We start from the raw sequence: 22,298 nt of genomic DNA, 5'->3' as shown, positions 1-22,298 counted from the left end.
TACGTCGCTCCTTTATATCATCAATAATTTCTCTTGTTTCCCTTTTTTACAAATTCCCAGTCTGTTTCTACATTTTTTCTTATTCTTTGAAGAAGATGGAAAGCGGTTTCTATTTCTCTTTTGGAAAATCCCTCTAATGCAACGGTATTGGAATAATCATTTTCTCTTTTTATAAAAGGATAAACATTTTTCCCTTTCTCTGTTGGAAAGAGTTTTTTAATTTTTTTGTTATGTTTATCTTCTTTCTTTTCAATAAATCCATTAATTTCAAGTTTTTTTATAGCACGAGCTGCTGTTGTTCGATCTACTTTTATCATCTCAGCTAACTTTTCTTGAATGATTCCTGAGTTTTCACATATTCGCACAAGGTACAAATACTGCCCTTTTGTAAGGTCATATTCTTTAAATTCTATATTACTTATAGAATCTAATGCCCTTGCGATCATTCCAATTTCACGAAGAATTTCCTTCATAATTAACTCCTTAGTACATATTTTTGTTGTAAATGCAATAAAAATGGTATATATTAAATTTAACCTAATTTTGTTGTATTTGCAACAAAATTAATGATGAAGAGGTCGAGTAAAGTGAAATATGTTTTTTATGTATTAGGAATTTTACTATTAACCCTTGGTATTTCTTTCACTATACAATCAGATCTTGGAACTTCACCTTTTGATGCACTTTTGGTAGGACTGTCCATAAATGTGGGGCTTACTGTGGGAAGTTGGGAAATCATAATAGCTTTAATATTGATAGGTTGTAATTCATTTTTAAAAAGACAAAGACCAGAAGTTTTGGGGCTGTTAACAGCATTTATAACGGGTATTGGTATTGATATGTGGCTTTTTTTATTGCACAATTTGATAACACCTGAACTATGGTACAGCAAAGTTGTTTGTTTTGGAATCGGCTTAGTCGTTATAGGATTAGGAACCGCAACATATTTACACACAAATTTTGCACCGATTCCAGTTGACCGATTAACATTAATCATACAAGAATTAACTAGAACAAATATACTTTTTTCGAGAACATTCATTTACCTCGTATTCTTGATAATGGCAAAGATTTTAAATGGACCAATTGGCGTTGGAACTTTATTAACCGTTTGTTTAGGGGGGCTAATACTTAATTACTTTATGCCATTTACTGAAAAAGTATTAGACCGCATATTAACACACTCTAGTACATCACCAAATTACGATAAAGATAGAAACCATTCAATATAGAATGCCTTTCAACTCCCCGTAGTTGAACAAAAAAATCAACAGCAGCGTTTAACAGAGCCTAATAAAAAGGCGAGGTTTATTATTCAAATCATATAACAAATAATAATCGTATTTCGTATATATTTTGCTCTATATTTCATTTATTGATGGAATAAAAAACAGTTCCTTTTAATGCTAAAAGGAACTGTTTTAGTTAAATATTATGAAGTTTTAGTATAAATATTTACTATATATACGATGTCTCCCGTTTTTTATCGTTTAACCCGCGCGTAAGCGATAATACCTTCATGATCATCCAAAACTAGCTCCAGTCCCGCTCCAAACGGGTCGATTCCCAGTTGGACATCCAGCCAAAGACGAAGAGCTTCAATCATGTTGGCCGTAATCAATATTTGTGATCGCCCGTTAACATGTGACTCCGCCGAAAACCCGTAATCATCGTCATACATTAATTCAATTTCCACTTCTTGCGGCGATACTTGTTTTTTATCGGCTACGTATAAACAAAGTGCATTAATGATGTCTTGCTCTAAAATTTTTAGCTTCTCCATGGATTCATCTTTTCTTCTTCACGTTTCTTTTTAAAATGAGTAAAAATTTTACGAATGACTGAAATCAACACGACTACGGCCAATACGTTGATAAGCAAGCCAATAATGGCACCTAACCCGCCAAGATTCGCTAATAGTCCGCCAAGCATTAGTCCTGCAAGACCACCAAAAAGAAGACCTTTCATGATGCCGCCTGTTTTCGGTTTAGCAGCCGTTTTCGTTGAATCTTTTGTTGTTTTTTTACTGAAACTATTTGTTTGCGTATCTTTTTGCTGATTAGTGGATGAGCTGTTATTGTTTAGATTAAAAGATTTTTTACCTGATTTGTATGATTTAGCACTTACCACGCTTGCTTCTTCATGGAAAACGACTCCGCCTACTGGTGTAAAGGCAATAGCCGCCGCCAAAACTGCTGTCATTAATTTTTTCATTTTTTAAAATTCCTCCTTAAAAGCTATATGATTTAGTGTGTTTAGTTTGGTATTCTTATCCGTTGAAGAGGACATTCTGTTTCTTCTTTTACTATTACGTTTGTCCTAATTAAAAGGTTTCATTTTTTTTCACAACTATTTCAAACGATCTCTATCCTTTTGTTTTCCTATTTCAATCGCTCTGAAACCTGCAAAATCATTATGTGTAACAAGCAAAAAAGCATGCTGTTACGGCATGCTTTTGTTGATCATTTTATACTCGGGAATCAGTTCTGAAAGCGGGACGATATCGGCTTCGTGCTTATAGACCGGAATATATTGTTTTAAAACACTTACTACTTTCAGACCCGTAACACCTACATGGCCGATCGCGATCATTTGCTCATCCTCTTCAAGCTTCTTTGCCAGTATATTCGCTTGTTTGACAATATGCTGGGTCGTATAAATGTCATCAAAAAACAATTCGTTTTCCAAATAAGGGACGCCTAACTCTTTTGCCAGCTTCGGAATGACACTTTTTCCTGTCGTTTTGCTGTCTAAGTAAAACAGACCGCGCTCCTTGCAAACTTCGAGCACAATGCGCATGACACGTTCATCAGCCGTTGCCTTCGATCCCATATGATGGTTCATTCCCACAGCATGCGGAACCGCTTCAATCGCAGCTATGACTCGCTTGCGAATTTCTTGATTGCTCAAATCGGTCGTAATGGCACCCGGTCCAAGCCAGCTTTTCTTCCCTTTTACCGGTTCCATCGGTAAGTGAACAATGATTTCATGACCATATTGATGGGCTTGTTCGGCATCCTCTTTGGTGGTGGAAAGAAAGGGCATGATCGCTACCGTTAATGTTGCAGGCAGTTTTAACATTTCCTCCGTTCCGGCCATATCGTTGCCAAAATCATCAATGACAATCGCTAACTCTTTATGGGGAACAGACGATGATGATGGATTTTGTCCAAAAACAGACGTACTAAAGGTAAACATGAGCAAGACGAAAATAAACGATGTTTTCAAATCAATCTCTCCTTTTTCTATTATCATGCCCGCTTTTCCTCACAATCCTCCTTATTTTGTCCTCTATTTTCCCCTTCACATAAGAAGGAATATTCAGAATATTTATGGTACTATATATGGGGTAGATGTTCTAACAAACATATAATTAAGGAGTGATGGAAAATGAGTATGAACAAGGTAGAAAAAGGGTTTTACGGGGAGTTTGGCGGATGTTTTGTTAACGAAGACTTACAGCACGTGTTAAATATATTAGATGAAAACTTCGAACGTTATAAAGATGATCCCGAATTTATAGAAGAACTTCGTTTTTATTTACGAGAATATATCGGGCGTGAAAACCCTCTTACTTATGCCAAAAATATTACGGCTAAAGCGGGCGGAGCGAAAATCTACTTAAAGCGGGAAGATTTAAACCATACAGGCGCCCATAAAATCAATAATGCCATCGGTCAAATTTTGCTTGCTAAGCGGATGGGAGCGCATCGGATTATCGCTGAAACCGGAGCGGGCCAGCATGGTGTGGCAACCGCTACAGCCTGCGCCATTTTTGGGATGGATTGCACGATTTACATGGGGAAACTGGATACAGAGCGACAGGCGCTCAATGTGTTCCGCATGGAATTGCTTGGAGCGAAAGTCGTACCGGTCGCAAGTGGACAAGGCCGCTTAAAAGATGCGGTCGATGCGGCACTGAATGATTTAGTGGAAAACTATAAGGATACATTCTATCTATTAGGTTCAGCAGTCGGACCGCATCCATTCCCGACCATGGTCAAGCATTTCCAGGCTATCATCAGTGAGGAATCGAAGCGGCAAATATTAGAAAAGGAAGGAAAACTGCCTTCTGCCGTTGTGTCTTGCGTTGGAGGCGGGAGCAATGCAATCGGAGCATTTGCCCATTATATTGACGAACCATCTGTTCAATTGATTGGAGTAGAGCCATCTGAAGCCCCGACATTAACAGAGGGTTCACCGGCTGTCATTCATGGGTTTAAATGTTACACGTTATTGGACGAAGAAGGAAACCCTAAACCAACCTACTCCATTGCCGCCGGTTTAGATTACCCGGGAGTTGGACCTGAGCACAGCTATTTAAAGAAAACAGGCAGGAGCGAATATGTGACGGTATCGGGGCAAGAAGCATTGGAAGCATTCCAAACATTATCAAAATTAGAAGGCATCATCCCGGCGCTCGAAAGCTCACACGCTGTCGCTTATGCCATGAAGCTTGCAGGGACGATGGGGAAAGATGAGAGCATCATTGTTAACTTATCGGGCAGAGGAGACAAAGATGTCGAGCAAGTATTTAATATGCTGAAATCGGCACGATAAAGGAACTTCTTTCATTTAATCGGCACCAAAAGCCAGCGCCTATTAAGGTACTGGCTTTTTCCTTACCACCATCTAAACCCATCCTCTTGAAGCAGTTGGCGAGAAGCTTTCGGTCCTCTTGAACCTGCAGGATACTCATATAAGGAGAGGTCTTCTGCCATCGAATCCAATAGAGGCTGAACGAATTTCCATGCCGCCTCTACTTCCCCCCACCGGGCAAAAAAGGTGGAGTTTCCTTTAAAGGCATCAAAAAGCAGTCGTTCATACGCTTCCTGCACATGTTTAGAGCGTTCTTTATACTTCATGTTTACTTGTTCTACTCGGTCTTCTCTTTCTAAATCATTGCTGTTGATTCGAAAGGAAACAGCGGTATCAGGACCAATGGAAATCTCCAGCAAATTAGGTGGAAATCCGGCATCCTTTTCATCCGCCGAACGTTTGAATTCAATAATAATTTTAGTCGACTTCATGTTCATGCGTTTTCCCGTTTGAATATAGAAAGGAACACCCGACCAACGAGCGTTGTCCACATATAAACGGGCCGCGATGAACGTGTCAGTTTTGGAAAGCGGATCAACCCCCGGTTCCTGCCGATATCCAATGACCTTATGTCCATCCGTTTCCCCTCGACCGTATTGGCCGAAGATGATATGCTTGGCTGCATCTTCCTTTTGAATAGGACGTAACGAGGCTAATACGTTCTTTTTCTTTTCGTGAACATCTTCTTCCCTTGCCAGTTCCTCCGGTTCCATGGCAACTAGCATGAACAGCTGCAGCAAATGGTTCTGGAACATGTCCCGGAGAGCCCCTGATTTCTCGTAATAATCAGCCCTCCCTTCCACTCCCACAACTTCAGTCGCAGTAATCTGAACGTTGGCGATATGCTCCTTATTCCAGAGGGGTTCAAAAATAGAGTTTCCAAACCGCAGCATTCGAAGGTTTTGAACCATTCCTTTTCCAAGGTAATGGTCAATTCGATATATTTCTTTTTCGTCAAATGCCTGATTCAATTTTTCATTTAAAAGGCGGGCCGTATCTAAGTCTCTTCCAAATGGTTTTTCAATGATGAGACGTTTCCAACCCTTCGTGTCCCCTAATCCTGCTTCTTTTATATGTAACGCAATTGTATCAAAAAATTCAGGAGAGACCGAAAGATAAAAGAGACGGTTCTCAGGAATCCCATATTCTCTTTCATGATGCTGAACCAGTTCCAGCAGCTTTTTGTAGTCGTCCCCATTGCGGGCATCCAATGCACAATAATGAAACATCTCAAGAAAATCATCAAAGTTCGGATCCAGTTCATCCACTTGTTTCGAAAAGGTTTCTAATGAATCATGAACATGGGCACGAAATTGTTCATCTGTCTTTTCCCCTTTTCCCGTCCCGACCACGATCATCTCTTGCGGAAGCTTTTGATCAAGGAATAAGCGGTATAGAGCAGGGAACAGTTTCCGTCTCGCGAGATCTCCGGTTGCTCCAAATAATACAAATGCCATCGGTTCCATGCTATCACTCCGTTTTCAACTCTTTTTTTCTTCTATACCCCGTTTCAAAAAATGATAACAGTACACTTCAATCAACAGTAACTCTCCCGGAAATAGGCTTTAAAGCTGTCGTTTATTCAATATGGAGAAAACCATCGTAAATCATCATAAGAATCAAATCGAATCGCATCATCCTCTTCCGTGTAAATGGCAGACCGTTTTTTAAAAGGATAATGCTCCCCGATTTTCTCTTCATTCCCATACTGAACTTTAAATCCATGCTTTTTCAATATGTTTTGTACTTCCGTCATATTTATCCATTCATTTCTCACAATTCAAGCCCCAAACACTGCCCAGCAGATTCAGATTGAATACGGGGCATGAACCCATTTTTTAGTGAGACTGGCTCGCGAAGGCTCTTTCAACGTATGATAAAGAGAATCCAGAGTCTTTAGTGATTCAAACAGAACGTAAATGTAAAAGGAGGAATTACAATGGGTGCTCCTGTTGCAGGTGCTGGCTTCGGTCATGGCGGAGGTTTCGCTTTATTAGTCGTATTGTTCATTTTGTTAATTATCATCGGTGCTAGCTGCTTCTGCGGTTACGGATACTAATAAGAAAAAAAGCCTTGTCCTGTGACAAGGCTTTTTTTCTTATTACTTAAAACCAGCGGGTTGTGACCACTTTTTTTCGTGTATAAAATTGCATGCCATCCTTGGCGTTTGTTCCTAAGTCTCCAAAGAAGGAATGTTTATTTCCGGCAAACGGAAAGATTGCCATCGGGGCTGGAACATTCACATTTACGCCAATCATTCCTGCATCCACATTTTCTCTAAAATGACGAACGGATTTGCCATTGGACGTATAAATGACGGCTCCATTGGCAAATTTGGACTTGTTTACAAGCTGAATGCCTTCATCTAAATTTTTAATACGCACAATGCTTAAAACAGGACCAAAGATTTCATCTTGCCAAATACTCATGTCTTCTTTTACATGATCGAAAATCGTTGCTCCGAGGAAATAACCATTTTCTTTTTTGCTGGCCGGTTCACGTCCATCCACTAACAAGGAGGCATTCTCTTCTTCGCCTTTTTCGATATAACGAGCGACACGATCACGATGGGAATCGCGAATAAGCGGTCCAATGAAGTTTTCTTCTTCTAACCCGTCCCCGATTTTCAGACTTTTTGCTTCTTCAACCAGGCGGTCAATGAGCTCATCTGCGATTTCATCCACGACCGCTACAACCGAACACGCCATGCACCGTTCACCTGCACTTCCGAATGCCGCATTGATGATTCCGTGCACTGTTTTTTCCAGATGGCAGTCTTCTAAAACAATCGCATGATTTTTCGCTCCTGCCAGCGCTTGTACCCGTTTTCCGTTTGCGGTACCTGTCTTGTATACATATTCTGCCACTGGTGTGGAGCCGACAAATGATACCGCTTGAATATCCGGATGCTCCAAAATGCCATTTACGACATCATGGGCACCATGTACGACATTCAACACCCCTTTTGGCAGCCCCGCTTCCATAAATAAATCGACTAATCGCTCCGCCAGTAACGGCGTACGCTCTGATGGCTTAAGAACAAATGTATTTCCGTAAGCAATCGCCACAGGGAACATCCAGCAAGGGACCATCATCGGGAAATTAAATGGCGTAATCCCTGCTGTAACTCCTAAAGGATAACGATAAACCGCCCCTTCAATTTCAGCGGCAATTTCAGGCAGCGCTTCTCCCATCATAAGAGTCGGAGCTGCACAAGCCACTTCCACGACTTCGATTCCGCGTTGTACTTCACCTCGGGCATCAGTCAATGTCTTTCCGTTTTCCTTTGTGATAAGAACAGCCAATTCTTCTTTATGTTCCTCTAATAGCTGACGATATTTAAATAAGAGACGTGCTCGGTTTGGAACCGGTGTTTTGCTCCAGGATTCAAAGGCCTTACTTGCCGCTTTAACCGCCTCTGTCACTTCGTTTTTGGTCGATAATGGGACGGTTGCGATGATTTCTCCCGTGGCGGGATTTGGAATCTGATCACGTTGCGATGATTCCGACCGCACCCATTCCCCATTAATAAAATTTTTGATTTCCTTTACTGCTGTCGTTGTATTCATCTTTATTTTTCCTCCTTATTTTTCAATGATTTCTTTTAATTAGTAAAACTCCTGTTCTAACGATCTATCAAACCTTCACTTTATTAGACGTTCTCTTTTTTTCGCGCAACGTTATTCTTTAACATTAAATACACTGATGCCATATCATCTTCTCCATATCCTTGATCCACTGCAGTTTCGTAAAGCTCAATCAACTTGTCTCCAATCGGCAGTTCTCCCTTGCACTGAACGGCCATTTCTTTTGCAAGTTTCAAATCTTTCAGTAAAAGATTCGTCGCAAATCCTGGCTTATAGTGGTTTTGAGCAATAAACTGTTTGTAGTTTCGTTCATAGATACGGCTTTGGCCATAACTTACATTTAAAATATCGAACAGTGTCTCCGAATCCACTCCCATTTTCTCGGCTAAGGAAACGGATTCAGCCACGGCTTGTGTGTAAAAGCCAACCATTAAATTATTTAGCAGTTTAATGATCGTTCCCGAGCTTGGATTATCGCCGACATGAAAGAGGCCGCTCCCCATTTTTTCTAAGAGTGGGACAGCTCTTTCAAATGCTTCCTTTTGCCCTCCTGCCATAATCGTCAGAGTTGCTTCTTCTGCACCAATCACCCCGCCGCTGACAGGAGCTCCTAAATAGGCTGCATTCTTATGTCGGCAAGCTTCAGCGATCTTTTCATTCAATCTTGGCGATACGGTACTAAAATCGATGAAGAGCTGAGAAGGATGAGCGTGGTGGATGATCCCTTCCTCACCGAAGTAAACGCTTTTAATTATTTGAGGGGTGGGCAAGCTTGTCATAATGACGTCGACTTTGTTCATGATGAACTCCAATGGAATCCCGGTCTCTCCCCCTAATGAGGCAAAACGCTCCTCCGCTTGCGGGTTAGCGTCCACTCCATATACCGTATATCCTGCTTTTAACAACTGAGAAGCCATCGGTAATCCCATATTCCCAAGCCCGATAAACAAAATATTTTTTGTGTTTTCCATTCTTCTTCCTCCTTCTATCAACTGATATAGTTATCTCTTATAGGAATGTATAAAGGATGACGGCCAATATTACAGCTATCATCGGAACCACAACACTTAAAACGAAAATAGGTTTGTACGCTCTTTTATGTGTTTCGTTACATACAGCTCGCACGGTTGTCACAATGTAACCATTGTGCGGAAGGGAATCTAACCCTCCTGAGGCAAGCGCTGAAATACGATGCATCGCACCTGGATCCAGTCCTTGTGTCATATAAAGCGGTGCTAAAATCGGAAGGGCGATTCCAAGACCTCCTGAAGCGGATCCAGTGATGCCGGCAATGACTGTGACAGCTATCGCAAGTCCGGCATACTCCATTCCAGGTGTGTTGACGAGAGTTTCGATCAATGCCTTAAAAGATGGGACTTCTTTTGCTACCGATCCGAATCCCACCACAGCGCATGTATTTGCTGTGGCTAGAAGAGCATTTTCACTGCCTTTTCCAAAAATCTTCCCGTACTCTCGTGTGTATGTATTCATGAGGACTAATGCAACGGCAATTCCGATAAATAATGCGATCACAATGGCCCATGTTGCTGACACGTATGTAGACATTACGTTTAAAATGACCACGACCAACACTAAAGGAAGAATGGCAATTAAAATAGATGGTAATTTTTTCGTTTCTTCTAACGCTGTACTGATTTCTCCCAGCACTTGTCTGCTCGATGGATGATCAGGCATCTCCTCCTCGCCTGGCAGTTGAAATATCTCTCCGGCTTGTACTGCTTTTGTGACCATTCTTTTTAAGAAAAAGCCCCCTGAAACCATAATGAGCAAGGCCATTAAGACCCCGACCAAACCGCCGGCTGTTGGAGTTGTGTTAAAAAATTCAGTAGGAATGAGGTTTTGTACTTCTGGTGAACCGGGAGAAGTCATAGTAAACGAAATGGATCCAAACGCCATGGCTGCGGGAATGAAACGATGCGGAAGATTGGCGCTTTTAAACAAAGCAACCGCAATTGGATAAACGGAAAACGCAACAATAAAGACGCTTACTCCGCCATATGTCATGACAGCGCATGCTGCAACGACGGCAAAGACAGCCCGGTTCGCTCCTATCCGTCTCTTTACCCAATCTGCAATGGCAGAAGCCGCTTCCGTTTCCTCCATGGCTTTGCCGAACACAGCTCCCAATAAAAAGACGAGAAACCAAGATGCAAAAAAACCTGTAAATCCACTCATATAATAGTCTGTGAGTGCCTTCTCCAATGAAAGGCCTCCTGTTATGGCCACAATAGACGAACAAACAATAGCGGCAATAATAATGTTCACTCCGCGCATTGTCAAGACCATTAACAAAGCTAAACCTGCCAATAAACCAATCGAGCTGAGCAACATAAAATCTCCCCCTAATTCTTTCTATCATTCTCTTTACAGGCGATGCATGAGAAGATATCAGAAACAAGAATCACCTAAATAAAAGCGCTTTCATTCATCCCTTCGCCATATAAATATTGCAAGTTTCATGCCAGTATGAAAAATCTCCTTCTTTATGTATTTTTATTGAATTTTCAAAAAATAAAACAAAAAAACTGTCTTATAAACTAGACAGTTTTTAGACAACTGTATAATAGTTGTCTACATCATGACCAACCATTGTTAAAATTTTTTAGCTTATTGTATAACGTGGCCCTGGACATGCCTAACCGTTTTGCAGCACGGGATTTATTTCCTCCTTCTTTTATTAATGCTTGTGATATTAAAGCTTTTTCTTCTTGAAGGCCGCTTTCTTTAGCTCTTTGAAATAAGTTTTTTTCTTGCGGCAAGAGAAGAGGTTCATCAATTTTTTTTACACTGTCTTTCTTTTTATTGTGATGGAAATAATCCGGTAAATCCATCAGTCGGATTCTCTTTCCTTCTGATAATGTGACCAGCCTTTCTACAATATTGACTAACTCCCGGATATTGCCGGGCCACCGGTAATGAATCATGACCTTCATCGCTTCTCCATCCATTTCTTTTGGAGAAATTTGATTTTTGACACACATTTTCTGCAGTAAATGAGAAACAAGGACTGGAATATCCTCTCTTCTTTCCCTAAGCGGCGGAATGGTAATGGGAATGACATTCAAACGATAAAAGAGATCTTCACGGAAGGTTTTTTCTTTGATCATTTCTTCAAGGTTTCGGTTTGTCGCTGCAATTACTCGGAAATCAACAGGAATCGGTTTCGTTCCCCCTACGCGTTCCACTTCCTTTTCTTGCAGAACTCGCAAGATTTTCGCTTGCATATGAAGGGGCATATCACCGATTTCATCCAAAAAGATCGTACCTTTATGAGCCAGCTCAAATTTTCCGGGCTTGCCATTTTTTCTCGATCCGGTAAAGGCGCCTTCTGCATAGCCAAAAAGCTCAGACTCCAGCAAATTTTCAGGTATAGAAGCACAATTTATGCTTACAAACGGTCCTGCCCTGTAATGGCTTAAATCATGGATTGCTTTAGTAAACAGCTCTTTTCCGACACCGCTTTCCCCCATTATTAAAACAGATGCCGATGTTTGGGCTGCCCGCCGGGCCATTTTTTTTGCGTCGGCAATGCTAATGCTTTCACCGATAATTTGATCGAATGTTACTTTTTCTACTTTTTTCTTTTTTTCTTCTATTTTAATGAAAGCATGGGGTGTTTTATGCTGGAGGGTCTGCACTCGCTCGAGAATGTTATAAAGCTCTGAAACTCCTTCAAAAATAAGCATTCCGACGGCCCCGATGATGCTGTCGCCTTTCCATATCGGAATGCGGTGAACAATCATTTCCTGCCCTTGCAGTACATGTGCTTGATTGCGTTCTGGAATACCTGTTTGGAGAACAATTGGAAGCCGTGAATTTTCGATAACTTCTTCGGCATACTTTCCGATGGCGTCTTCTTTTTTCACACCGACAAATCGACTGTACGCTTCATTAAACATGCGAATAATTCCATTTTCATCCACAACGGCGATACCTTCATAAGCGGTGTCAAAACAAACTTCAAACCATTCAATCATCTTTTCCATCGTATCGATTTTCTTTATATTTTCGGCATACTGACTCATGAAATCTTTTTGTGATACGATACCGAGTAAAAATCCCTTTTCATCAACCACAGGCAGTTCAGAGCGTTTAAAAGGGAAAATGTTTGTTAGTTCATCATGGGGATGGAGGATTGGAGTATCTCTTTGGTAAAAGCCTCCCACAGTATGCTGAAGACTTTTCCCTTCCAGCACGTTTTGCATAATATCAGCTATGGAAAGGATACCGAGGAAGCGATGGTTCGTATCTTTGACGGGTGCTTCCTGCCGTTCATTTTCGATTAAAAAATAAGCTGCTTCATTTAACGTCATCGTATGCGTTAAAGACGGAACATGCGAGTTCATCCAGCGCCATACCGCCCATTCATCTTTTTTGTAGGGCGAATGGTTATGAAAGGTGGTGTGTCGGTTCATATAATATCTCCCCTTTATTCGAAGATAACCTTAGCGAAATTTGGAGTGAATATCCCATCATTTGATTTCTACTAACCATCATTAAATCCTTCATAAAAGTAAAGCTTTATGAAGAATCTCCAGAAAATCAGGTTGTATCGTTTGTTTTGAGCGAAGGTTAATATTCTTGCTCTATCCGTCAGAGCCGTTCGTCCAAATGTTTTTTCTCTTTCCCCCTTTTTGCTCCTATTTCTCTATATAGTAAATGGAACAAGAAATATTATTGGTTGAATGAATAATGGAATATACTATTTATCTACAATAATTTAATTATGTTGACTAAAAATGAGAACTTTTTGTAGGATTGAGTGTTTTTGTCTTGTAGACTTTTTAATTGTTTATTATTATCATTTAGCACATAGTTTAATTTATTAATGTGAGCGAGAATTCTGAAAAAGTCTCTTGAATGACTGAATCATGGTGTCAATAAAAAAGGACAGCCGCTAAGCACCGCCCTTAAATTTTTTATTTTATAACGACAAAACCACCGGCTATATTGCCGGTGGTTTTGTTTTTGTATGAAAACATACTCTTATTTAAATGTGCTTAACTGTAAATCGTACCTTTAGCCAAAGTAAAGATCCATCAATCCACTTTTATTTTCGGCAGACCACGTACTTCTGCTTTCATGCTGCTACCGCAGATTGGACAAGAACAGTCTGCGGTAGAAAATTCTTCTCTCATCCAGCCGTTGCAGGAGTCGGATTCGCAGGCATATACATTCGTGTCCTCAATCGTATTAACAACCTCTTCTTTCCCTTTCTTCGCAAAGTACATGGGCAAAACTCCTTTTTTTATTAGTATGCTCATTTCCCTTTCTTTTATCCCGTATTCAAAGACAGCGAGCTGCGCTTTAAACGAAAATCATGACTAGTTGAAGCTTTCTTCCCCGCCGATTTTCTCAGGTCGCTTTTAGGTCATAAAGCGGGATTTGCCTCTTTTATGAATGAAAAGGCACACTAATCTATTTATATATTCGACATGAATGACAACAATTCCTCTCTTTTACATATTCTTCCCCATCTGTTCGATTTTTAAGGCATCGACCACTGGTTTTCTTTCCGCTATAAGATTAGATATTCTCTCCCCCCATTCCTCTACTTACTAAAAAAAATCAGTCAACAAGTCGGGAAGTTTGAATGGAGAATGCTGCCCTGGATATTGGTTGATTGGATTTCTTCCTACACTATACTATATGTATAAAAAGGAAAGAAATGTAGCAATACGCTGGTTTTTTCGATTGTCCAATGCAATGGTGATCTTCAACTAAAAACCTCCCTGCTGACTCCTCTGATTGATGGCCGCACGAAGGAAATTTGCATTCTTTCTTTATCATTTTAGGCAAGAAGACTCCTACACCTATTTTGTGAAGGGCAACGCCCCAAAATAGGTGGGAGATAAATCGCTTTTTTGCGCACTGAAACGCTTGTTTGTATAGTGTAATATTTCTGTACAAGTTTTCGTTAGAAAAGTAAGTATAGGTAGTTCAAGGAACGAACACGTTTAAATGCTCTTTTAACACATCAATGGTTAATGGAAGCGCGGGGCCTTCATCTCCATCAATATTAGCGGTTAATTCATCACCGGCCGATACATGGAGATGGGATGTGTGGATATATTCGATCGCCGGGTCCTCTACGTGCTCTCCTTTTAAAAGGGCTAAAACCAATGCTCCAAATTTCGTTAAGGGGACGTCATGAACGACTACACAACGCATAAGTCCGTCATTGATTTTTGCATCGGGAGCCATCTTTTTAAACCCGCCCCCTGAGTTTGTCAATGTCACTAACACAAGTAACGCATCCCCTTCCCACTTTCCGTTATCGTGCTCCAGATGGACATGAAACGATTTTTTATGAACAAGCGTTTTAATTCCCTCCACCAAATAAGCAATAGGACCGAGAAGAGTTTTTTTCTGGACGGAAACGGAAGAAGTGGCTTCTGCGATTTCTCCGACGGCAATGATGTTAGAAAAGTGAGCATCATTGACTTTACCGACATCGACCGTCCTTATGTTGTGATGTTTTAACATGTCAATCGCTTGCTCACAATCTAGCGGTATATTCAAAGCACGTGCAAAATCATTAACCGTACCGAGAGGAATGACTCCCAATGCCGGCCGATGCTCTTGTTCAGCCAACCCGTTAATGGTTTCATTCAACGTTCCATCCCCTCCCACTGAGATGACTGCATCATACCGTTCTTCGCAAGCGATTTTTGCATATGCGGTTGCATCATTTTCCTTTTCTGTTACACGTGCATCCACTTTGTAGCCCAACTCCTGGAGTGCTTCAGCAATACGTACCTCATTTTCTTTTGCTTTCTCTTTTCCTGAAGACGGATTAAGAATAATCATTGCTTTTTTCAACATGGTTCACGCACCTTTTCTTTATTATTGTCTAAAGTCAGCCGTCTCTTAAAAAGACTGTTGTTGACCTCTTTTCATGTCCTTAACCTTCTATACCCAAATATGAAAAGATTGAGTCCACCCTTTAATGAAATACTTTTTGGAAAAGAAAAGCCTTTCCTCCATTATTTCTAGTAATCTTACAAAGATATGTTACAACAGGAAAATTCTTTGTCTTGATTTTGTAATCCAATTAATAATCGTTTGTAATCGTTCTGTTTTCTTAGATTGCTAGAATGAGAATCAGAAATAGACAAAGGAGCGGATACATTATGAAAAAATTAGCATTAACACTAGGAGCAGCAACCATGCTGTCAGCGGGATTTTCTGGACAAGCTTTTGCGGCAGATACGCATCAAGTCCAAAAAGGAGATACATTATGGGGTATTGCGTCTCAACATAAAGTAACTGTCGATGCGATAAAAGATTGGAATGACTTGAGTTCTGATATGATCTATCCGAAGCAAATCTTAAATGTTTCTCCTGAAGAAACAGTTTACACGGTTCAAAAAGGAGATACATTGTTTAAAATTGCCGGAGCCCACGGTATTTCAGTTCAAGATTTAATGAGATGGAACGGGCTGTCTTCAGACTTGATTCATCCTAATGATGCATTAACAATCAAATCGCCTGGTACAAAGGCCGTTACGTCCGAACGAAAGGTAGAGTCCGTCACAAATGTACCGGAGCCGGCTCCGACACCGCAGCCGACCGCACAACAATCAAGTCCACAACCGGCAGAACAAGCTTCCGGTAAGGAAATCACCATGACCGCTACCGCTTATACAGCAAATTGTGAAGGCTGTTCAGGCATCACAGCAACAGGAATTAACCTAAAAGAAAATCCGGATACGAAAGTCATCTCCGTTGATCCTTCCGTTATTCCATTAGGTTCAAAAGTATTTGTAGAAGGCTATGGGGAGGCAATAGCCGGGGATACCGGTTCTGCGATTCAAGGGAATAAAATTGACATTTTCTTCTCCTCACACGAACAAGCTGTTCAATGGGGCGTCAAAACAGTGAATGTAAAAGTAATAAAATAATAACAAGGAAATGGCTGCAAAGGGTGCTTTTTCACCCTTTGCAGCCATTTCCCTGAAAGGCCCCGTCATTAGAATCCAGTAAAATTTAGGATTTTATGGCGAGGCCTTTTAGTATTCTGGTATACTCGAGATTTATGAGATTGCCAATTTTTATTTATGTCCTTCCAGCGGTCCCGCTTTTTATTGCAAGACCAGTTATTTTAAGCGAATCGAGTGCATTTTTTCCAAATCCTCTCTCATTTTCTCCTGATCATATCCCAACAGTTCCGCATAAGCTAAAATGCTTCCTTGCATGCGGGCAAAATTCACTTCCGCACCATTTGTCTTTACACATAAAGAGTAGCACCTGAGAAGCTCCCTTAGTTTCCTTTCCACTGAATCCCTGCTGATGTTTTGATCGACCAAAATAATTCTTTTGTTTTGTTCGATTTCATTTTTCAGTAAAAACTTAAATTGAATAGCGTCTTCGGATTTATTCCAACAATTAATGGCTGCTTTTGTGAATTCCACATGATCGACATGATAAAACCTCGAATATTGCTGATAAAGACTTGCTGCCGCTTGCAAAGAATAATCGTTTACATTTTGTATTTCATCTCCAAACTCGCTTAAAAATTGCTTGAGCGGCATTGGTAATATGTATTGATTTAAATCCATCTAGCCCTCTCCCCTTATTTTGGACTGCTTCTTTTCTATAATAATCAAAAGTAAAGTCTGATAGAGGTTACTTTATCATTACAGATATGTGACAAGCGGTAACATACATGTTTGCCGTTATGCTTTTCGGTTATACAAACGGTAAAACCTTTAAGGGAGTGAAATGAAAATGCAAAACAGGAGACGCTTCTTCACGCTCTCCTGCTTTGCTCCTTTATTTTTCCTCATCTTTTTTCCACATTAAGTAATACGTAAATCCAAGACAAACAACACCCATCCCTGTAAACAAATATTGAATGACTCTCATTGTTTCCATGATTTAACCTCCAAATTTTTCTAATCCTAGTTTTTCACCTTTTGTCTCTTTCATACGAAAAAAGCGTGAGCTTCTAGTCGAGTCATTTTCAGTTTTGGAGGCTTTATTTCTTTTCTTCTATCTACTTCATTCTTTCGGGACAGACATTCATCCTTCTCACCCCATATCCAAACCGAGGCAATCTTTCAAGGCTGCGTCTGTCACCAGCAGAAAATCGGTATGAACGTACTCCGACTTAAATAAATTTTTAAGCCTTGCATATGTAAGAGCTGATGCCGGGATCATCCGGTTGCTTGCGTCGTAAATATATATGGTAAAATGACTCTGTAAAAAAAGTAAAAATTCATCGATATCGATGCCTGAATTTTGGATATAATGGCTGTTGAACTCTATCAACCCAACGGCGGTGCGACAGTTTGTCAATAGCTTCTCCATTCCTTTTAAAACAAAACCTTCAAATCCTTCTACATCCACTTTAAAAAGAAGATCATGAGTACAAACCTCTTCTTGCTCAAACAACGAATCGACTGTAACCGTCGGAACAACGGTTTCTTCGACCATTTGATGTGACGGCATATAAGAAGCGGAAGATGTGCCCGACCAGTGTGTATCAATATAAAATAATTGCTCTTCATCTTCCCGGTCAGAAGCAAAAGCATGGACAAGATGAATTTGTTCTTTATTCGGATGTTCTTCTCTAGATTGCATAATATATTTAAACAAATGTTTATTCGCTTCGATTCCATACACTATTGTACCCGAAGGATAGGAAACGGAAAAAAGACATTCCCCGTAATTGACCCCTACATCCAAGACAAGAGATGGCTTATACTGCCGTACCGCCCGGCTCCAAAACACAGCAAGGCGATCTTGCGTCACCCCATCTTTAATCAATAATGCTCTTCCGCGATTTTCATTTGGATTCACATAAATAACATGGCATGACGGAAGTTTGATTTGATTTGGAAGCCTGTTAATATTCAACGTTTTATACTTTAGTAGAATTCCTGCATCAATTAGCAGCTTCCATATTTTTGGGTGTTTTTCCCACATTTTCATAAATATCGGTTTTCGAAGGAGTGCCTTTGCTTCCATGACTAAACGTTCCTTTCCATTTTTAATAGAATGAGCATAAGGAGTAAGGAATTCCTTACGGATGGGAATTTATCATTTTAGGCGTGAAGACTCCCATTTCCATTTTGTGCAGGGCGTAGCCCAAAAATAAGTGGGGGGTAGTTCAATTCTCTCACATTTTCCTTACCAAAAAGCGAAATTCCTTTCCTCTGACAAATAATTTACAATTCTTTAACATGAAGCGAAATTCCATTTCCAATATATTAATGGATTCTTCGTTTTAAGAGTGCCTGTCCCTGCTCTAATTCATTTTTTCATGGTTATTTTATACTAATAATTAAACGATTTGATACCAATGCGGCCTCATCTCTATTTTTTTCTTGCTCAAACAAAAAAGCTCTTGCCAACCAGGCAGAGCTTTTTTGTTGTGTAGGAAATTATAAAATCTGGGCTTGTGGATAAGCGCTTCGGCATCTAGCTCCAGCGCCTAGCCCCTCGAGGTCATAAGCCACTCCAGAATTGAAGGTAAAAAGCACCTTCTATTCTGGATCGTCTTATGCTTGTCGGGGCTGATCAAGGCGCTTGCGCTTTTGTTCTTTGTAATTATTATTATTTCTTTTTATATTCTTTTAGTACTTTTTCTATTTTTGGATAACCGTCCTCTTTTGCAATTTGAAGAGCAGTTCTATCCCCTGCATCCTTTATATTAGGATCGGCCCCTGCTTCTAACAGCAGCTTTACCGTTTCAGGATTATCGCTGTATACAGCGCTTATAAGAAGAGAATCCCCATAGCCGTTTACTGCATTGACGTCAATTCCTTTTTTAAGAATCATTGTTAATAATTCATTTTCACCATTAGAAGCGATTATATGGGCCGGGGTATCACCTTCACTATCTTCCTGCATTGGATTGGCTCCGTGCTGAAGCAGCAATGTAAGCATATCCTTGTTCAATTCCTCTTCATTATACGAGTAGACAGAATAATGAAAGGCTGTCCAGCCAGAAGCATCCGCAACATTTACATCTGTCCCTTCTTTCAGCAACTCTTCCGCCTTTTCTACATCTCCTTCAGATGCAGCGAGCATAAGCAGGGTCGTCTCTTCAGATGCAAGCACAAAATCGCTGTATAAACTGGAGTCCTTGAACAACTTTCCTCCGCTGTACACTCCCGCTGCTACTAATACGAACATAAGTGGAAGAAAAGCGAGAACCGCTTTTGTTTGCCTGCTCATTTTGAACAAGACATTCGTTTCTCCTCCGCTGAAAATGGAAAGATGGTGAATTCGCTTTGGTGTTGCAGGGTGTGTCGATACTTTTTCGGCAAACCAAACGAAGAAGTTCGCTTCCTGGCTGCTTTCTTTGAGATGCTGCTCGATGTCGACATGTTGATACAGAGATTTTCCGACTGTCAAAATTGTAAGGGCATTGGCCGCTGCTTGACGATTTTCCGTATAATGCAAGGCCATTTGATCACATGTATATTCACAGGCACGAGAATAAGCCTCTCCTAAGAACGGAATCCAGTTTCCCGGAAGGATGAGCATATGTTTAACAATATGATTTCGTTTAATATGTGCCAGCTCATGTGCGATAATATATTCTAACTCAGGCTTGGCATTTTCACGAATCAATTCGAATACTTCTGCGTACAGCACAATCATGTTTTTTCGAAAAAATCTTGTTGCGAAGGCATTTAAAAAGCCTCCTGACTGAATGATATAAATATCAGGAACGGAAGCAATCCCCATTTTTCCGCAAAGCTGAACGGCTCGCTCATACGCGTCAGGAAATTGTTGCGCCGTTACTTTCACGCCATTTCCTCGAATCATTCCCATGCTGATCCAGTGAAACAAAAGAGGAATAATTCCAAGTAAAAGCAAAATAAGAATGCCAATACCGGAAAAAGCAAGTACAGCATATGTTGGAATACTGATAGCAAGCAACAGCTTGAAATAAAAGCTTTCTTTTCGGTGAATCAATTCTCGCATAATGACCTCCTATTACATAATTAGATCGCACAATCTATGCATTCAACAAAAAAAGAGCCGCAAACAGAACCGAGCTCGGTTACCTCGTTCGAGCTCGGTTCATGAAAGCATTTTTCGTTTGTCTGAAGTGAATAAAAGCAATCTAGTAATTTACTCATTTAAATTTAGTGGAAGATTAACGAAAAAGCAATAATAATATTTTGGGATTATGAGACACCATTATCCGCTTTCTCATTCAGTTTGCAACGTTTTCTCAAAGCAATCCACCTGATTTTTGCCAAGCGGCTTTGTTGTATAATATTGAAAGCCTGCCCGTTCCCAAAAAGCACGTGCTTTCGGGTTTTGCTGGAGCACCCCTAAGCGTACGGCAGACACATCGTGTTCAATCATCCATTGTTCAAACTGAAAATATGCTTGTGTCCCGTATCCGTATCCGTGGTAATCACGGTGGATAATGAAAGAACCGATCCATGGATAGCCGTCCTTTTCATTTTTATCCATAAAATCAATCAGTCCAATATAAGTATCATCGGCTTTAATAAACAAACTGATGGTTTTTTTATTCATATATTCTGCCCGCACCTCTTCTTCAGTACGTGTTGCCTGTCCATTTTCCAAACGATTGTATTCTTCATTAGAATTCAACAGCTCCAGGGCTATGTATAATGTTTCTTCTGTAATCAGTTCAAATGAAATCATGTCATTTATCCTCTCGTTTTTTGTATATTTTCCACTCTTCATTATAGTTGATTCTCTCCATGAATGAAAAATACTCGTTTATCACACTTAATTTACACTGATGGATAGATTAAGTGATTGCGGGTAAAGAAGAATGGGTGTATATTTATAAAAATAAACCCCTTTTTCAGACTATTTCCGTATGCTTTTTACATTCTATTATTTTTTGAAGTTAGAGAGGTATATACAATGAAACACATCTTGAATCCCCAAGTTCAGCAAATTGAGATTTCGGGAATCCGTCAATTTGCCGAAAAAATCAATACGTATCAAAACGTCATTTCCTTAACGATTGGCCAGCCCGATTTTCCGACGCCTGACCACATTAAGGAGGCCGGAAAGCGTGCCATCGATCAAAATATGACATCCTATGCCCATACAGCAGGGTTGCTGGAGCTGCGTGAAGCGGCCTCCGATTATTTTTCATCTAAATACGGACTAAACTATAGTGCGAAAGATGAAATTTTAGTCACAAATGGGGCAACAGAAGCCATTTTTATTGCTTTGAGAACCATTTTAAACGAAGGCGATGAAGTATTGCTTCCGACTCCTGCCTATTCCGGATATGAGCCGGTCATCACATTATGTGGCGGAAAAACTGTTTGTGTGGATACGACAGACACGGCCTTTAAATTAACGAAAGAACAAGTGCTTCAGCATCTAACATCTAAAACAAAGGCGGTCATTCTCGGTTACCCTTCCAATCCGACAGGTGCCATCATGACAAAAGAAGAATTGGAAGACTTGAGCACTGTACTGAAAGAGCTCAATATTTACGTGGTGGCGGATGAAATATACAGTGAGCTCATTTACGGCCAGCAGCACGCTTCGATCGCTTCAATCGAAGGCATGCGGGATAAAACAATCGTCCTGAACGGTCTTTCGAAGTCACATGCGATGACAGGCTGGCGTATTGGCTTCACGCTTGCACCGGAACATTTGACGAAAGAAATGATTAAAGTTCATCAATATACCATTACAAGCATTAATACAATTGCTCAAGCAGCCGCTGTCGCTGCGTTAACGGACGGAAAAGATGACGCCCTTGTGATGAAAAAAGAATACGAAGCCCGCCGCGATTATTTATGCAGGGAATTGACGGCCCTCGGCTTTGAACTGTTCATTCCGGAAGGTGCCTTTTATATTTTTCCGTCCATCAAAAACTTCCATCACGATTCATATGAATTCAGTGTTCAACTACTGGAAGAAGCGGGGATCGGAGTTCTTCCGAGTACCGTGTTTACAAACGGCGGGAAAGAACATATCCGCATTTCATATGCTTACTCAATGGAAAAATTGGAAGAAGCTATCAAACGCTTAAAAGCTTTCCTTGGCTCTTACGAAAAGCAAACAAAAGCTGGTTCCCTTGTTTAATTTTTAAATAAAAGGATCGAATGGAAGCAGATATTTGTC

21 protein-coding genes are annotated in these 22,298 nt (G+C 40.4%); 5 read left to right on the top strand and 16 right to left on the bottom strand.

What is annotated here, in order from left to right:
• Positions 1 to 20 precede the first annotated feature (20 nt).
• The gene (locus tag BK575_RS11430; RefSeq protein WP_078410479.1) at positions 21 to 473 is read right to left on the bottom strand and encodes a MarR family winged helix-turn-helix transcriptional regulator; all 453 of its coding nucleotides are present in this window, start codon (positions 471 to 473) and stop codon (positions 21 to 23) included.
• A 114-nt stretch (positions 474 to 587) separates the two neighbouring features.
• On the opposite strand from BK575_RS11430, the gene BK575_RS11425 reads away from it, so the two are divergent.
• Entirely contained in the window at positions 588 to 1,232 is a 645-nt protein-coding gene (locus BK575_RS11425; RefSeq protein WP_078410478.1) for a YczE/YyaS/YitT family protein, read from the top strand.
• 251 nt (positions 1,233 to 1,483) lie between these two features.
• Here BK575_RS11425 and BK575_RS11420 read toward each other — a convergent pair whose 3' ends face one another.
• From BK575_RS11420 to BK575_RS11410, 3 genes are all read right to left on the bottom strand, one after another.
• Complete coding sequence (locus BK575_RS11420; protein WP_078410477.1) at positions 1,484 to 1,783, bottom strand: YxcD family protein; 300 nt, start codon at positions 1,781 to 1,783, stop codon at positions 1,484 to 1,486.
• Positions 1,771 to 2,214 (bottom strand): hypothetical protein, encoded by a 444-nt coding sequence (locus tag BK575_RS11415; protein ID WP_078410476.1) that lies wholly within the window; start codon positions 2,212 to 2,214, stop codon positions 1,771 to 1,773. Before BK575_RS11415 ends, BK575_RS11420 begins: the two co-directional genes overlap by 13 nt.
• Positions 2,215 to 2,442: 228 nt before the next feature.
• Positions 2,443 to 3,255, bottom strand: coding sequence for a divergent polysaccharide deacetylase family protein (locus BK575_RS11410; RefSeq protein WP_078410475.1), 813 nt, complete (start codon positions 3,253 to 3,255; stop codon positions 2,443 to 2,445).
• Between the two features lie 135 nt (positions 3,256 to 3,390).
• Between BK575_RS11410 and trpB the strand changes: the two genes are divergently transcribed.
• Complete coding sequence (gene trpB, locus BK575_RS11405) at positions 3,391 to 4,560, top strand: tryptophan synthase subunit beta (RefSeq protein ID WP_078410474.1); 1,170 nt, start codon at positions 3,391 to 3,393, stop codon at positions 4,558 to 4,560.
• 62 nt (positions 4,561 to 4,622) lie between these two features.
• On the opposite strand, the gene zwf is transcribed toward trpB, so the two are convergent.
• Positions 4,623 to 6,065 carry a glucose-6-phosphate dehydrogenase gene (gene zwf / locus BK575_RS11400; RefSeq protein ID WP_078410473.1) on the bottom strand — a complete coding sequence of 481 codons (1,443 nt, stop codon included), beginning with the start codon at positions 6,063 to 6,065 and terminating at the stop codon, positions 4,623 to 4,625.
• A gap of 116 nt (positions 6,066 to 6,181) precedes the next feature.
• Positions 6,182 to 6,376, bottom strand: coding sequence for a hypothetical protein (locus BK575_RS11395; RefSeq protein ID WP_078410472.1), 195 nt, complete (start codon positions 6,374 to 6,376; stop codon positions 6,182 to 6,184).
• Between the two features lie 162 nt (positions 6,377 to 6,538).
• On the opposite strand from BK575_RS11395, the gene BK575_RS11390 reads away from it, so the two are divergent.
• Positions 6,539 to 6,658, top strand: coding sequence for a YjcZ family sporulation protein (locus BK575_RS11390; protein ID WP_078410471.1), 120 nt, complete (start codon positions 6,539 to 6,541; stop codon positions 6,656 to 6,658).
• Between the two features lie 46 nt (positions 6,659 to 6,704).
• Here BK575_RS11390 and BK575_RS11385 read toward each other — a convergent pair whose 3' ends face one another.
• From BK575_RS11385 to BK575_RS11360, 6 genes are all read right to left on the bottom strand, one after another.
• A complete protein-coding gene (locus BK575_RS11385; RefSeq protein ID WP_078410470.1) occupies positions 6,705 to 8,168 on the bottom strand; it encodes a CoA-acylating methylmalonate-semialdehyde dehydrogenase in 1,464 nt (487 codons plus the stop codon).
• A gap of 83 nt (positions 8,169 to 8,251) precedes the next feature.
• Positions 8,252 to 9,157 carry an NAD(P)-dependent oxidoreductase gene (locus tag BK575_RS11380; RefSeq protein WP_078410469.1) on the bottom strand — a complete coding sequence of 302 codons (906 nt, stop codon included), beginning with the start codon at positions 9,155 to 9,157 and terminating at the stop codon, positions 8,252 to 8,254.
• A gap of 37 nt (positions 9,158 to 9,194) precedes the next feature.
• Complete coding sequence (locus BK575_RS11375; RefSeq protein ID WP_078410468.1) at positions 9,195 to 10,538, bottom strand: GntP family permease; 1,344 nt, start codon at positions 10,536 to 10,538, stop codon at positions 9,195 to 9,197.
• 245 nt (positions 10,539 to 10,783) lie between these two features.
• Positions 10,784 to 12,622, bottom strand: a complete 1,839-nt coding sequence (locus BK575_RS11370; protein WP_139368018.1) for a sigma-54-dependent Fis family transcriptional regulator — start codon at positions 12,620 to 12,622, stop codon at positions 10,784 to 10,786.
• Between the two features lie 624 nt (positions 12,623 to 13,246).
• Positions 13,247 to 13,438, bottom strand: coding sequence for a cold-inducible protein YdjO-related protein (locus BK575_RS11365; RefSeq protein WP_078410467.1), 192 nt, complete (start codon positions 13,436 to 13,438; stop codon positions 13,247 to 13,249).
• A gap of 709 nt (positions 13,439 to 14,147) precedes the next feature.
• Positions 14,148 to 15,032: a diacylglycerol/lipid kinase family protein gene (locus BK575_RS11360; RefSeq protein ID WP_078410466.1), complete on the bottom strand. Its 885-nt coding sequence runs from the start codon at positions 15,030 to 15,032 to the stop codon at positions 14,148 to 14,150.
• Between the two features lie 308 nt (positions 15,033 to 15,340).
• Here BK575_RS11360 and BK575_RS11355 point away from each other — a divergent pair, with 308 nt between their 5' ends.
• On the top strand, positions 15,341 to 16,111 hold the full coding sequence (locus BK575_RS11355; RefSeq protein WP_078410465.1) for a LysM peptidoglycan-binding and 3D domain-containing protein: 771 nt from the start codon (positions 15,341 to 15,343) through the stop codon (positions 16,109 to 16,111).
• A gap of 195 nt (positions 16,112 to 16,306) precedes the next feature.
• Here BK575_RS11355 and BK575_RS11350 read toward each other — a convergent pair whose 3' ends face one another.
• The 4 genes from BK575_RS11350 to BK575_RS11335 form a co-directional block, all read right to left on the bottom strand.
• Complete coding sequence (locus BK575_RS11350; protein WP_078410464.1) at positions 16,307 to 16,768, bottom strand: hypothetical protein; 462 nt, start codon at positions 16,766 to 16,768, stop codon at positions 16,307 to 16,309.
• Between the two features lie 472 nt (positions 16,769 to 17,240).
• Entirely contained in the window at positions 17,241 to 18,179 is a 939-nt protein-coding gene (locus BK575_RS11345; RefSeq protein WP_078410463.1) for an FkbM family methyltransferase, read from the bottom strand.
• Between the two features lie 588 nt (positions 18,180 to 18,767).
• Positions 18,768 to 20,147 (bottom strand): M48 family metallopeptidase, encoded by a 1,380-nt coding sequence (locus tag BK575_RS11340; RefSeq protein ID WP_078410462.1) that lies wholly within the window; start codon positions 20,145 to 20,147, stop codon positions 18,768 to 18,770.
• A 231-nt stretch (positions 20,148 to 20,378) separates the two neighbouring features.
• Positions 20,379 to 20,846 (bottom strand): GNAT family N-acetyltransferase, encoded by a 468-nt coding sequence (locus tag BK575_RS11335; protein ID WP_078414752.1) that lies wholly within the window; start codon positions 20,844 to 20,846, stop codon positions 20,379 to 20,381.
• A 228-nt stretch (positions 20,847 to 21,074) separates the two neighbouring features.
• Here BK575_RS11335 and BK575_RS11330 point away from each other — a divergent pair, with 228 nt between their 5' ends.
• Positions 21,075 to 22,259: an aminotransferase class I/II-fold pyridoxal phosphate-dependent enzyme gene (locus BK575_RS11330; protein WP_078410461.1), complete on the top strand. Its 1,185-nt coding sequence runs from the start codon at positions 21,075 to 21,077 to the stop codon at positions 22,257 to 22,259.
• Positions 22,260 to 22,298: the final 39 nt, after the last annotated feature.

Source organism: Priestia abyssalis, from assembly GCF_002019595.1.
Lineage (GTDB): Bacteria > Bacillota > Bacilli > Bacillales > Bacillaceae_H > Bacillus_BA > Bacillus_BA abyssalis.
Note: the sequence above shows the minus strand (reverse complement) of the source record. Positions and strands in the feature narration are given on the sequence as shown.